This is a genomic window from Desertihabitans aurantiacus (assembly GCF_003344635.1).
GTDB classification, from domain to species: domain Bacteria; phylum Actinomycetota; class Actinomycetes; order Propionibacteriales; family Propionibacteriaceae; genus Desertihabitans; species Desertihabitans aurantiacus.
Window position 1 is genome coordinate 1 of the sequence record NZ_QPKK01000102.1, and the last position, 12,741, is coordinate 12,741.

General features: G+C 73.9%; 13 protein-coding genes. 7 read left to right on the plus strand and 6 right to left on the minus strand.

Annotated elements, in window-relative coordinates:
• The coding region (locus DVA66_RS10015; RefSeq protein ID WP_198671639.1) for an isocitrate lyase/phosphoenolpyruvate mutase family protein at window positions 1-510 on the minus strand (510 nt) is incomplete at its 3' end.
• Between the two features lie 77 nt (window positions 511-587).
• On the opposite strand from DVA66_RS10015, the gene DVA66_RS10020 reads away from it, so the two are divergent.
• The 4 genes from DVA66_RS10020 to DVA66_RS10035 all read left to right on the plus strand — a co-directional run bounded on the left by DVA66_RS10020 (window position 588) and on the right by DVA66_RS10035 (window position 5,737).
• Complete coding sequence (locus tag DVA66_RS10020) at window positions 588-1,520, plus strand: carbohydrate ABC transporter permease (protein ID WP_232821880.1); 933 nt, start codon at window positions 588-590, stop codon at window positions 1,518-1,520.
• A complete protein-coding gene (locus tag DVA66_RS10025) occupies window positions 1,507-2,364 on the plus strand; it encodes a carbohydrate ABC transporter permease (RefSeq protein ID WP_114559957.1) in 858 nt (285 codons plus the stop codon). Before DVA66_RS10020 ends, DVA66_RS10025 begins: the two co-directional genes overlap by 14 nt.
• Window positions 2,365-2,408: 44 nt before the next feature.
• Window positions 2,409-3,770: an ABC transporter substrate-binding protein gene (locus tag DVA66_RS10030; protein WP_114559958.1), complete on the plus strand. Its 1,362-nt coding sequence runs from the start codon at window positions 2,409-2,411 to the stop codon at window positions 3,768-3,770.
• 209 nt (window positions 3,771-3,979) lie between these two features.
• Window positions 3,980-5,737 (plus strand): glutamate synthase-related protein, encoded by a 1,758-nt coding sequence (locus DVA66_RS10035; RefSeq protein WP_269801615.1) that lies wholly within the window; start codon window positions 3,980-3,982, stop codon window positions 5,735-5,737.
• On the opposite strand, the gene DVA66_RS10040 is transcribed toward DVA66_RS10035, so the two are convergent.
• Window positions 5,712-6,836, minus strand: coding sequence for an SIS domain-containing protein (locus DVA66_RS10040; RefSeq protein ID WP_114559960.1), 1,125 nt, complete (start codon window positions 6,834-6,836; stop codon window positions 5,712-5,714). The genes DVA66_RS10035 and DVA66_RS10040 overlap by 26 nt on opposite strands.
• A gap of 84 nt (window positions 6,837-6,920) precedes the next feature.
• Between DVA66_RS10040 and DVA66_RS21920 the strand changes: the two genes are divergently transcribed.
• Window positions 6,921-7,667, plus strand: coding sequence for a GntR family transcriptional regulator (locus DVA66_RS21920; RefSeq protein ID WP_114559961.1), 747 nt, complete (start codon window positions 6,921-6,923; stop codon window positions 7,665-7,667).
• Window positions 7,668-7,679: 12 nt separating this feature from the next.
• Here the strand turns inward: DVA66_RS21920 and DVA66_RS10050 are convergent, their stop codons facing one another.
• Entirely contained in the window at window positions 7,680-8,969 is a 1,290-nt protein-coding gene (locus DVA66_RS10050; RefSeq protein WP_114559962.1) for an MFS transporter, read from the minus strand.
• A 14-nt stretch (window positions 8,970-8,983) separates the two neighbouring features.
• Entirely contained in the window at window positions 8,984-9,418 is a 435-nt protein-coding gene (locus tag DVA66_RS10055; protein ID WP_114559963.1) for a MarR family winged helix-turn-helix transcriptional regulator, read from the minus strand.
• 35 nt (window positions 9,419-9,453) lie between these two features.
• On the opposite strand from DVA66_RS10055, the gene DVA66_RS20885 reads away from it, so the two are divergent.
• The gene (locus tag DVA66_RS20885; protein WP_157973935.1) at window positions 9,454-9,597 is read left to right on the plus strand and encodes a hypothetical protein; all 144 of its coding nucleotides are present in this window, start codon (window positions 9,454-9,456) and stop codon (window positions 9,595-9,597) included.
• Here DVA66_RS20885 and DVA66_RS10060 read toward each other — a convergent pair.
• Both DVA66_RS10060 and DVA66_RS10065 read right to left on the minus strand, forming a co-directional pair.
• Window positions 9,594-11,165, minus strand: a complete 1,572-nt coding sequence (locus tag DVA66_RS10060) for an MFS transporter (protein ID WP_114559964.1) — start codon at window positions 11,163-11,165, stop codon at window positions 9,594-9,596. The two genes, DVA66_RS20885 and DVA66_RS10060, sit on opposite strands and share 4 nt — an antisense overlap.
• A 107-nt stretch (window positions 11,166-11,272) precedes the next feature.
• Entirely contained in the window at window positions 11,273-11,881 is a 609-nt protein-coding gene (locus DVA66_RS10065) for a class I SAM-dependent methyltransferase (RefSeq protein WP_114559965.1), read from the minus strand.
• A 98-nt stretch (window positions 11,882-11,979) separates the two neighbouring features.
• Here DVA66_RS10065 and DVA66_RS10070 point away from each other — a divergent pair, with 98 nt between their 5' ends.
• Window positions 11,980-12,588 carry a helix-turn-helix domain-containing protein gene (locus DVA66_RS10070; RefSeq protein WP_114559966.1) on the plus strand — a complete coding sequence of 203 codons (609 nt, stop codon included), beginning with the start codon at window positions 11,980-11,982 and terminating at the stop codon, window positions 12,586-12,588.
• Window positions 12,589-12,741 lie beyond the last annotated feature (153 nt).

Sequence of the window (12,741 nt, forward strand, 5' to 3'; positions counted from 1 at the left end):
GCCCGCCCCGGCCGCCAGATAGGCCCTGGCCCGCGAGACCGTCTCGGCGAAGGCCCCCTCCCCCCTCCCGCCGAGCAGGTAGACGTCGGTGCGCGCGTTCACCCACAGCCCCGTGCCGGCGGCGGCCGCCACCGCCTCGGCGGCCCGTCCTGCCTCGACCAGGGCGCCGTCGCGGGCGTCCTCGAGGTTGATCCCGACCACCCCGGCGTCGGCGAAGCGGCGCGCCGAGGCCGCCACCTGCTCGGGTCCGTCGGCGTAGCCGGACTCGATGTCGGCGCTCACCGGCACCCGCACCGCCGCCACCACCCGGGCCGCGGCCGCCAGCGCGAGGTCGGGGTCGAGGTGGTTGCCGTCGGGGACGCCGTGCGCCCACGACACCGCCGAGGAGCTGGTGGCGATCGCGGGGGCGCCGGCCCGCTCGAAGAGCCGGGCCGAGACGGCGTCCCACGCGTTGGGCAGCACCAGCAGGTCGTCGTGCAGCGCACGGAAGGCCTCGAGCGGGGACGTCATGGCGGCAGTCAAGCAGCCACCTCCGTCGGGCGCGGCCACGTCCGGACGACGGTAGAAAATTCAACTAGGGTCGCAGGGTGACCGTGCCCGCCCCCTCCGCGCTCCCGGCGGTCCCGTCGCCGGGGCGGACGCGTCGCCGCCGGCACCGCGACGCGCCGGTGGCCTGGGTGCTGCTCGCCCCCGCCCTGGCCGGCATCGTCGCCTTCCTGGCGCTGCCGATCCTCGTGGTGGCCTGGCTGAGCCTCACCCGGTGGAACCTGCTCGCCCCGCCGACGTTCGTCGGCCCGGACAACTGGGTGCGGGTGCTGACCGAGCCCACCTTCGGCCACTCGATGCTCGTCACCGTGCTGTTCGTGGCGATGGTCATCCCCACCCAGACCGGGCTCGGGCTGCTGATGGCGGTGCTGCTGTCGCGCGGACTGCCGGGTTCGGCCTTCTTCCGGGTGGTCTACGTGGTGCCGTGGATCTGCGCGCCGCTGGCCCTCGGTGTCGTCTGGAAGTGGATCTTCGCCCCCTACGGCGGGGCGCTCAACGCGCTGCTCGGCACCTCGGTGGAGTGGCTGACCTCGCCCGCCCTGGCGCTGCCGGCGGTGGCGGCGGTGAGCATCTGGTCCCAGGTCGGCTACGTCACCCTGTTCTTCCTGGCCGGCCTGGCCGCCATCCCCGGCCAGCTGCTCGAGGCCGCAGCGCTGGACGGCGCCGGCGCCTGGCAGACGTTCTGGCGGATCAAGCTGCCGCTGCTCGGGCCGACCACCTTCTTCGTCCTCGTCACCGGTGTCATCGCGAGCTTCCAGGCCTTCGACCACATCTACGCCCTCACCCCCGACGGCGGGCCGCAGGGCGCCACCGACGTGATCGCGGCCCGGATCTACCTCGACGCCTTCGGCAGCGGCGCCTTCGACCTCGGGCGGGCGGCGGTGATGGCGCTCTGCCTGTTCGCGGTGCTGGTGGTGGTGACGGTGCTGCAGCAGCGCTTCTTCGCCCGGCGGGTGACCTATGACCTCTCCTGACACCCGCGGCCGGCGCCGGCGCGAGGCCCTGCGACCGGCGTCCCTGCTGGCCTACCTGGTGCTGGCGGTCGGGGCGGTGCTCACCCTGGCGCCCTTCCTGCTGAGCTTCCTCACCGCGCTCAAGACGCCGCGCCAGTTCGCCTCGCAGTCGCCGCTGGCCTGGCCCGACCCGGTGACGGGGGAGAACTTCGCCGAGCTCTTCGGCGGCGGGGGCTTCGTCTCGCCGGTCGTCGTCACCGCCCAGGTCGTGGTGGTGGTCGTGGTCGGCCAGCTGGTCTTCTCGATCATGGCGGCCTACGCCTTCGCCTGGCTGCGCTTCCCGGGCCGGGACGGGCTGTTCTGGCTGTTCCTGGCCACCCTGATGGTGCCGCAGGTGGTGACCGTGGTGCCGCTGTACACGATGTTCTCCGCGGTCGGGCTGAGCAACACCTTCTGGGCCCTGGTGCTGCCGTTCGTGCTCGGCTCGCCGTACGCGGTGTTCCTGCTGCGGGAGTACTTCCGGGGCATCCCGGCCGATCTCCTGGACGCCGCCCGGATCGACGGCGCCGGCACCTGGACGATCCTGTGGCGGGTGGTCGTCCCGCTGGCCCGTCCGATCGTCGCCACCCTGGTGATCATCACCGTGGTGACGCACTGGAACAACTTCCTCTGGCCGCTGATCATCACCACCGGCCCCACCTGGCAGACCGTCACCGTCGCCACCGCCGCCCTGCAGGGCCAGCACGACAGCAACTGGACGCTGGTGATGGCCGCCACCACGGTGGCCATCGCACCCCTGCTCGTCGTCTTCGCCGTCTTCCAGCGCCACATCGTCAGCTCGATCTCGCTCACCGGGTTCCGCTGAAGCCCGTCGCCCGACCGTCCCCCGACCGACCCCTTGGAGGCAGCATGACCCCGCCCGTCCCCCACCCGCTGACCCGACGCACCCTGCTCGGCTCCGCCCTCGGGCTCGGGGCCGCGGCCGCCGCCGGCTGCTCACCGGCCGCCCAGCAGCAGCGGCCCGGCGACAGCGGCGCCCAGCGCACCGTCACCGTCCGGCTGTGGGACGAGCAGGTCGAGGCGGCCTACCGCACCAGCTTCGACGCCTTCACCGCCGCCAACCCCGACATCGCCGTGCGCACCACGCTGGTGCCGTTCGCCGACTACTTCACCAAGCTGACCGCCGACGTCCAGGCCGGCAACGCCGACGACCTGTTCTGGCTCAACGGCTCCTACATCCAGCCCTACATCGACAACGACCTGCTGATGGAGATCGGCGCCGACTTCGACGCCCAGCGCCCGGGCTGGATCGAGCCGGCGGTGCAGCAGTACACCCGCGACGGCGCACTGTGGGGCGTCCCGCAGCTCACCGACGGCGGCATCGCGATGTACTACAACACCCAGCTGCTCGAGGCGGCCGGCGTCAGCCCGGCCGAGCTGGCCGACCTAACCTGGGTGCCCGGCGGCGGCGAGGGCGACACCTTCCTGCCGGTGATGCAGCGGCTCACCGTGGACGCGCTCGGGGTGCGGGCCAACGAGGACGGCTTCGACGGCGACAACCCGGGCACCTGGGGCTACTCCGCGGCCCAGGACCTGCAGGGCATCTACTACAACTTCCTCGGCTCGGCCGGCGGGGCGTTCCAGGACGCCGAGGGCCGCTTCGTCTTCGACTCCCCCGAGGGCCGCGACGCCTTCGGCTACCTGGTCGACCTCATCAACACCCACCGGGTCTCCCCCGACGCCGCCAACACCAACGACAACGGCGACTTCACCCGCGACCAGTTCCTGCAGGGCAAGATCGCGGTCTTCCAGTCCGGCATCTACAACCTCAAGAACGTCGCCGACGGCGCGGACTTCTCCTGGGGCATCGTGCCGATCCCGGCCGGGCCGCGGGGGCGGGTGTCGGTGGTGAACAACGTGGTGGTCTGCGGCAACGCTGCCGCCGAGGACGCCGACGCCGTCACCCGGGTGCTGCAGTGGCTCGGCTCGCCGGAGGGCGCCACCCCGATCGGGGCCAGCGGGGCCGCGCTGCCGGCGGTCACCGACGCCCAGCCCGCCTTCGAGGAGTACTGGTCGGGCCAGGACGTCGACCCGTCGCTGTTCGCCGAGCAGGGTCGCCAGCCCTCCATCGGTGCGCCCACCGGGGAGCGCTACGGGGCGGCCCTGACCGCGTGGAAGCCCTTCTTCAACGAGATGTTCCTGGGCCGGCTGCCCGTGGAGGAGGCGTTGGCGCAGGCCCAGCAGGCGGCCAACGAGGCGATCGAGGGCTGAGCCGGGACCGCCGTCCAGGACGTCTCGGCGCTGATCCGCGCGGAGGATCCCGCCGTGGTGGTTCGCGACGACGCCTGAGCGCTTGACCGTGTCCCGACCACACGGTCTTCACTACCGGCAGCGCCCCCGCCGCCCGGCCCGGTCGAGCGTGAGAGCGCGGGACCCGAGCACACCGCATTCCCCGGGTCCGTCGACACGAGGGGATCACCATGCCGAGCAGCTCAGGGGCCGGAACCGGACGACCCGAGGCCCACGACGGCGACCTGAGAAGCCGCGGGAGCGGCTCCTCCGCAGGGCGCGTGCGCGCGACGCCGGTAGCGACGTTCGACGACCTCGTGGTGGACCAGCCCGCCTACGCGCTGGTGGGGAACACCGACCTGGTGGTGCTGCGTCACGCCGATGACGAGGTCTCGGTGATGTACGGACGCTGCCGGCACCGTGGCGCGCTCCTGGCGGACGGCCACGTGAGCGGCGGCCAGCTGGTCTGCGGTCTGCACGGCTCCACCTACGCGACCCGCACCGGCGTCAACGTCGCCTACCGGGGGGCGGATCTGCAGAAGTTCGCCCACTGGACCGACGGTGGACGCGTGTGGGTCGACGCCGACACGATCGCGGACTGGGAGCAGCAGAACCCCCAGCCGTACCAGCGCGACGCCTACCAGGGGCTCTACGCCGACCACGACGGGACCGAGGACGAGCCGGCCAACGCTGCGATCCAGGCGCTGGCGACCCACGGCCTGACCCGGACCGGGCACCACGGACCGGTCGAGGCGATGGGGGTGCCCGGCCCGGCGCTGCCGAGCTGGGACGACATCCAGCTGCTGACCGCCCAGCTGCACCGCGCGCCGCTGCTCGACGACGAACCCGTCGGCACCGCCGTCACGATCGGTCCCGGCGCGCGGCGTCCGGTGCGGCTCGCCATCCCGCTGCTGGTGTCCGACATGAGCTTCGGAGCGCTGTCGGCGGAGGCGAAGACGGCACTGGCGCGAGGTGCGGAACGAGCCGGCACCGCGATCTGCTCCGGTGAGGGTGGTGTCCTCCCCGAGGAGCACGCGGAGAGCTCCCGGTACTTCTACGAGCTGGCCTCGGCGCGTTTCGGCTATTCGATCGAGCGGGTGGCGCAGTGCCAGGCGTTCCACTTCAAGCTCGGTCAGGCGGCCAAGACCGGGACGGGGGGCCACCTGCCCGGCCAGAAGGTCAGCGGGCAGATCGCGCACGTCCGTGGACTGGCGGAGGGCCAGGACGCGATCTCACCGTCCCGCTTCCCGGACCTGACGACACCGGCCGACTTCCGGCGGGTCGCCGAGGAGGTCCGCGCGGCCACCGGTGGCGTCCCGATCGGCGTGAAGCTCTCCGCCCAGCACATCGAGGCCGACCTCGATGCGGCGCTGGAGATCGGCGTCGACTACGTCATCCTCGACGGCCGGGGCGGCGGCACGGGGGCTGCGCCGCTGCTCTTCCGGGACAACATCTCGGTGCCCACGATCCCCGCCCTGGCGCGAGCCCGGAAGCACCTGGACCGGCGGGGTGCGGAGCAGGTCTCCCTGATCATCACCGGTGGGCTCCGCACGCCGGTGGACTTCCTCAAGGCGCTCGCCCTCGGGGCCGACGCGGTGGCGGTCTCGAACGCGGCGATGCAGGCCATCGGATGCCTGGCGATGCGGGCCTGCCACACCGGCAACTGCCCGGTGGGCATCGCGACCCAGAAGCCGCACCTGCGCCAACGGCTCCCCGTCGAGGAGGCCGCGCAGCGGCTGGCACGGTTCTTCGACTCCTCCGTGGAGCTGATGAAGGTCGTGGCGCGGGCGTGCGCCCACCGCAGCCTCGACCGCTTCCACCCGGGGGACCTGACCGCCTGGAAGCGCGACGTCGCCGATCTGGCCGGGATCCACTTCGCCGGAGACGGTGCGGGCCCATCCGGCGGGCCGGCCGATCAGGCGGTCAGCCGGTCAGCGGGTGCACGGTGACGCCTCGGACCACCCGGTTGACCTCACCGGTCGGGAACGGGTTGTCCGGCACCAGCCCGAGGTCGAGCGAGCAGGCCTGGCCGACCAGCTGGGCCACCAGCACCCCGGCCAGCCCCCAGCAGGGGTCGGGCAGCCCGGCCGTGCCGACCAGCCCGATCCGGGTGCCCTCGGGGGCGTCGGAGCCGCGGTCGTCAGCATCCACCACGAGCACCTGCTCGGGCCCGAGCTGGGCCACCAGCTCGGTGACGATGTCGAGGTCGTAGCGGCGGGTGTAGGGGTCGTTGGACAGGTAGACCACCACCAGCGTCCGCGGGGTGAGGATCGCCTTCGGGCCGTGCCGGAACCCCAGCGAGGACTCCGCCCAGGCCACCACCTGGCCGGCGGTGAGCTCGAGCAGCTTGAGCGCGGACTCCTCGGCCAGCCCGAGCAGGGCGCCGCTGCCCAGGTAGACCACCCGCTCGGGACGGGTGGCCACCACGGCCTCGATCTCGGACCGGCGCGCCAGCAGGTCGTCGGCGGCGGCGGCCAGGGTCTCGACGTCCTGCGGCCCGCCCAGGGCGACCAGCGCGGCCAGCGTCATCGAGGTGAAGCTGGACGTCATCGCGAAGCTCTGGTCGTTGCTGCCCTCCGGCATCACCAGCACGAACGAGGCGTCGGCCTGCTCGTGCGCCCGGGCCAGGTGCCCGTCGGGGTTGCAGGTGACGATGAGGTGGCCGACCCGGGTCAGCACCTGCTCGGCGAGCTCGGTGGCCGCCACGCTCTCCGGGCTCTGCCCGGACCGGGCGAAGGAGACCAGCAGCGTCGGCACGTCGGGGCTGAGGTGCTCGTGCGGGGCGGCGACCAGGTCGGTGGTGGCGATCGCCTCCACCCGTCGCTGCAGCCGGCGCGACAGCCAGGGGGCGAGCACCTGACCGGCGTAGGCGCTGGTACCGGCGCCGGTGAGCACGATGCGGGCGGTGGCGTCCTCCAGCCAGGGGCGCAGGAAGTCCGCCAGCTCCTCCCGCCGGGTGTCGAGGGTGACCGCCAGCTCGCGCCACAGCCGCGGCTGCTGGCGGATCTCACGGTCGGTGTGCAGCTCCGAGGGCACCTGGTCGGTCATCCGCTCCTCCTCCGTCGTCCGGACGTCGTCAGGCTAGAGGTCTGCTACCGGTCTGGCAATGTGCCTGATTGGTATGGTTCTGGTATGCCTACCGAGCTGCCGCGGAGTCTGCTGAGCGAGGACGCGCTGCCGCTGTACGGCCGCATCGCGCGCCGGCTGTGGGCCGACGTCGAGGCCGAGCGGGCCGGGGCGGGCGACCGGCTGCCACCCGAGCGGGCGCTGGCCGAGCGCTACGCGGTGTCCCGGGTGACGGTGCGGGCGGCGCTGGCCGAGCTGCAGGCCCGCGGGCTGGTGGAGCCGGTGCAGGGCCGGGGCTGGACGGTGCGGGGGGCGGACGCACCGGCCACCCCGAACGTGCTCGGGTTCGCCGACTACGCGCAGCGGCTCGGGCTGCAGGTCGGCACCCGGGTGCTGCAGGTGCGGACCCGTCCGGCCGGCCACGACGAGGCCGAGCGGCTCCGGATGCTGCCCGGCGCCGACCTGTTCGAGCTGCGCCGGCTGCGCTACCTCGACGCCCAGGTGGTGGCGCTGGAGCACAACCGGGTGCCGCTGGCGCTGTGCCCCGGGCTGACCGCGGTCGACTTCGGCACCGCCTCGCTCTACGCCACCCTGCGCGCTGCGGACCCGCCCCAGCTGCCGGGCACCGCCGGCTACTCGGTGGAGGCCCGGACGCCGGACGAGGAGGAGCGCCGGTTGCTGGAGATCACCGGCGACGTGCCGCTGCTGGTGGCCACCCAGCTCACCGCCAACCAGCACGACCGGCCGCTGGAGCTCACCGTGCAGGCCTACCGGGGCGACCGCTACCGCTTCCAGGGTCGGATCACCAGCTGAGGGCGCCGGTGGTCAGCCGCGGACGCCGCCGCGCGGGTCGAGCGACTCGCCCCCGGCCAGCGACTCCAGTCCCCCGGCCCCCTCGACCGCCTCCGCGACGTGCCCCTCTCCAGGCTCGGCCGCCATCGAGGCGTCGGCCTCGTCGAGCAGCCGCCGGGCGGTGGCGAAGACGACCAGCCCGGCCAGCACGGTGCCGGCGGCCACCCAGAACGGGACCGCGTCACCGAAGGAGGCGGCCAGCATCCCACCGGCCAGCGGGGCCAGCCCACCGCCGAGGAAGCGGACGAAGCCGTAGGTGGCCGAGGCGACCGGGCGCTCGACCGGGGCCACCATCATCACCGCCTGGGTGACCAGGGTGTTGTTGACGCCGATCAGCGCGCCGGCCAGCACCACCGCGGTGATGACCACCGCCGGGGAGGCGGCGCCGAAGCCGATGACGGCGAGGTCGGCGGCGAGCAGGGCGAAGACGGCGAGCAGGGTGCGGGAGGTGCCCAAGCGGGCCTGCAGCCGGGGCGCGGCGAAGACCGAGAAGACCGCCACCATCAGCCCCCAGCCGAAGAAGACCAGCCCGAGCTGGAGCTCTCCCAGCCCGCCCATCAGGTAGGGCGAGTAGGCCAGCAGGGTGAAGAAGCCCCAGTTGTAGAGCAGCCCGGTGACGCCGAGGGTGGCCAGCCCGCGGTGGCGCAGCGCCTTGAGGGGTGCGGTGATCGAGCTGTGCCCGGCGGGCCGCGGGGTCGCCGGCAGGAGGACCACGGTGGCCACCAGGGCGATGGTCATCAGCACCGCGACGCCGACGAAGGGCCCGCGCCAGCTGATGCCGCCGAGCAGGCCCCCGACCAGCGGTCCGGTCGCGATGCCGACCCCGAGCGCGGTCTCGTAGAGGATGATCGCGCCGGCGAAGCCGCCGGAGGAGGAGGCCACGATCACCGCCAGCGAGGTGGCGATGAACAGGGCGTTGCCGAGCCCCCAGCCGGCCCGGAAGCCGACGATCTGGCCGATGGTGTCGGAGGCGCCGGCGGCCAGGGCGAAGACGACGATGAGGGCCAGCCCCGCGATCAGCGTGCGCTTGGGCCCGATCCGGCTGGACACCCAGCCGGTGACGAGCATGGCCACCGCGGTCACCACCAGGTAGCTGGTGAACAGCAGCGAGACCTGGCCCTTGGTGGCGTCGAGCTGTTCGGCCAGGGCGGGCAGGATCGGGTCGACCAGGCCGATGCCCATGAAGGACACCACGCAGGCGAAGGCGACGGCCCACACCGCACGGGGCTGGCGGAACGGGCTGGTGGGAACGGGTACGGACACGCGGGGACGTCCTCTCAGGCGGTGGTCTGGCGGGTGAGCGAGCGCAGCGCCGGCAGCGCGGCCAGCACCGCCTCCCGGTCGCCGGGCTCGAGCCGGGCGAGCTGGACGGCCAGCACCTCGGCCCGCTGCTGCTGGCGTCGGGCGACCAGCTCGCGGCCGGCCGCGGTCAGCACGACACGGGACGCCCGGGCGTCGGCCGGGTCGTCCTCACGGGCGACGTGGCCGAGTGCGGCGAGCCGGTTGACCAGGCCGGTCATGGCCGGCTGGGTGACGCCCTCCTGGGTCGCCAGGTCGCCGATCCGGGTGGGGCCCTGCTCGGCCAGCCGGGCCAGCGTGGTGCGGGCGGTCGTGCTCAGCTCGCTGGGCGGGCCGTGCCGCCGGATCCAGGTGGCGATCTCGTCCAGGGCGGTGGCGAGCTCGAGCAGGCCGGGGTCGGGGGTTGCGCTCACCCCTCCGTTATATCACGTTCCTATATAAGCACCTGATGTTTCGCTGCGACGACGCCACCGGTCGCCCGGGCTGCACCGTGCCGGCACGCCGGGCTGACACCGTCCTGGTGGTCGCCGCGCTGCTCGGCGCGGGGATGGCGCTCCCGCCGCGGCGCACCGCCGACCGGACGGGCCACTAGCCCTCCTGCCGGTCCGCCCCGCCCGTCCCGGTGGGCCCACCGGTGGGGCCGCGCAGGGCGACGAGCACGACGAGGGCCGCCATCCCGGCCGCCGCGACCCAGATCGCCTGCTGCCAGCCGAGGACGAAGGCCTCCTGCGCGGCGGTGAGGACCTGCTCGGCGTGGCTGCCTGCGTGCCGGCTCGCGGCGGCGGCGTTGGCGATGCCCTCCCTCGCGGCGGCGGCGAGGTCGGCCGGGACGCCGTCGAGGCGGCTGCTGATGGCGCGCTGGTAGCCGGCGACCAGCAGCCCGCCGAGCAGGGCGATCCCCAGTGCGGCGCCGAGCTCGCGGGTGAGGTCATTGAGCGCGGAGGCGACACCCTGCTGCTCCCGGGGCAGCGAGGAGGTGATGGCCTCGGTCGAGGGCGTCATGGCCAGGCCGGCGCCGAGACCCATGGCGACCAGCCCGGGGAGCACGGAGAGGTAGCCACCGGAGACCGAGACCAGGGACGCCATCAGGGCGAGCCCGCCGGTCGCGATGATGAGGCCGAGGACCATCGCTGCACGGGTGCCGACCCGGCCCGCCAGCCACGGGGCCAGAGCCGAGGCGACCATCATCAGCAGCGCCATCGGCATCAACCCGAGCGTGGCCAGCAGCCCGCTCCAGCCCAGCACCACCTGGAAGAAGGGGTATAGCACCAGGGCGATGCCGCCCTGGACCCCGAACAGCACGAGCAGCAGGGTGGTGCCGGAGGAGAGTCCGCGGGCGCGGAACCGCCGGACGTCCAGCAGCGGCGACGGTGCCCGCAGCTCCCGGGCGATGAACGCGGCGGTGGCGAGCACGGCGACCGCGAGGGTGACCAGGATGACGGGATCGCCCCAGCCGAGCGTGGGCGCCTCGTGCAGGGCGTAGGTCAACCCGACGGCGGCGACGACCGAGGTGAGCGCGCCGGGCAGGTCGAAGCGTCCCGGCGCGGGCTGACGGGAGTTCGGGACCGCGAGGAGGCCGATCACCGCCGAGAGGAGCGTCAGCACGGTCGGGAGCGCGAACAGCCACCGCCAGCTGGCGAGGTCGACCAGCAGGGCCGAGAGGAACATGCCGAGGATGCCGCCGCCGCCGGCGACCGCGGTCCACAGCCCGATCGCCCTCGAGCGGTCTCGGTCGGGGAACGACGCGGTGATCACCGACAGGGTGACGGGCATGATCATCGCCGCGCCGATGCCGCTGAGCAGACGGGCGCCGAGCATGGTCTCGCTGGTGGGGGCCAGGGCCGCGGCGACGTTCGCGACGCCGAAGAAGGCCAGGCCTGCGAGCAGGACGGGCTTGCGGCCGAGCCGGTCCCCCGCCCCACCCAGCGGCAGCAGGAGGGCCGCGAGGGTGAGGGTGTAGGTGTTGATGATCCACAGCACCTCCCCCTGGGAGGCGTCGAAGGTGGCGGCCAGCTGCGGCTGGGCGACGTTGAGCCCCGAGACGGAGGCGACGACCGCCATCAGCGCGAGGCAGACGGCCCAGAGGACTGCCCGCTGGCGTCGCGGGTCGTCGATGATCGGCGCGGCCGCGGGCGCGCCGTCGGGTGCGGTGGTGGTCATGTCCGAGGTCCTTCCGGGTCGTCGCGCCGGGCCGAGCCGGAGCGAGGGCAGGGTGGGGCGGCGTCGCGGCGGGACCGCGACGCAGGTCGAGGAGATGGCGGGTGGGATCAGGCGGTGCGGCGGGCGCGGACGACCACGTCGTGCAGCGGTACCGCCCGGCCGCCGGCGTGGACCGTCCGGGTGTTCTCGTAGCGGGCCTCGATGCGCCAGTCCGAGGTGGCGAGGACGTCGGTGATGCCGGTCGCGGTCGCCGTGGCGCCCTCGGGGTGGGCGTGGCCGTGGTGCTGGCCGGGCAGGTGCCCGACGACCAGGAGGGTGCCGCCCGCGTCGACCCAGGAGGCGATCCGGCGGTAGAAGCCGAGCTGGTCGGTGTCGGGGTGGGCATAGCTGGTGACCACGAGGTCCCACCGGCGTCCCGGCTCCCAGCGGGCCAGATCCGTCTGCACCCACTCGACCCGGTCGGTGAGCCCGGCAGCGCGGGCGCGCTCGGCGGCGACCGCCAGGGCGGTCGCGGAGATGTCGGCGGCGGTGACCTGCCAGCCGTGCTCGACCAGCCACAGCGCCTCGCTCCCGGTGCCGCAGCCCGCGTCCAGCGCGGTGCCGGCGGGCAGGTGCTGGGTCTCGGCCTGCAGGTACGGGTGGACCGGGAGGCTCCCGCCCGGAGCGGCCCGCCTCCAGTGCTCCTCCCAGTAGGACCCGTCGAACCGGTGCGTCATCCGCTCCGCCTCCTCTTTGTCGTTCGTGCTTCCTCGACGAGGGTGCTGCCACTGACGCAGGTTGGCAACGTTTGTTGCCAGATGGAAAACTGCGGGATGTGGATGCCACCACCGACCAGACGCTGGACGCCGTGGGCGCCCGGCTCAAGCACCTACGCCTGCGCCGTGACGTCACGCTGACCACGCTCGCCGCCGCGACCGGGATCTCCGTCAGCACGCTGTCCCGGCTGGAAGCAGGGCTGCGCCGGCCCACCCTGGAGCAGCTGCTGCCGCTGGCCCGCTACCACGGGGTCACCCTCGACTCCCTCGTCGACGCACCCCGCACCGCGGACCCCCGCATCGACCTGCGCCCGCTGAGGTGCCGCGACGGGTCCGTCATCATCCCGCTCACCCGCCGTCCCGGCGGCATCCAGGCCTACAAGTTCGTGCTGCCGGCCGGCGACAACGCGGCGGTGCCCGACCTGCGCTCCCACGAGGGGTTCGACTGGGCCTACGTGCTGAACGGCACCCTGCGCCTGGTCCTCGGCGACCACGACCTGCGTCTCCGGCCCGGGGAGGCCGCGGAGTTCGACACCCGGACCCCGCACTGGTTCGGCGCCACCGGCTCCGGCCCGGTGGAGTTCCTCAGCCTCGTCGGGCGCCAGGGTGAACGGGCCCACGTCCGGGCGACGACGGACGGGCGGACGGGGCCAGCAGGACCACCGTGACCCCGCCCGGCAGGGGGCGTCTCACCGTTCTCCCTCCGGCGCGGGGCGCGACCGGCTCGGCCGGCGCCGGCGCAGCCGCCGGAGCAGCTGGGTGGCCAGCCGGACGCCGGCGCGCAGCGGCGCGCTCGGGCCGGGCAGCGGGCGGATCGGCAC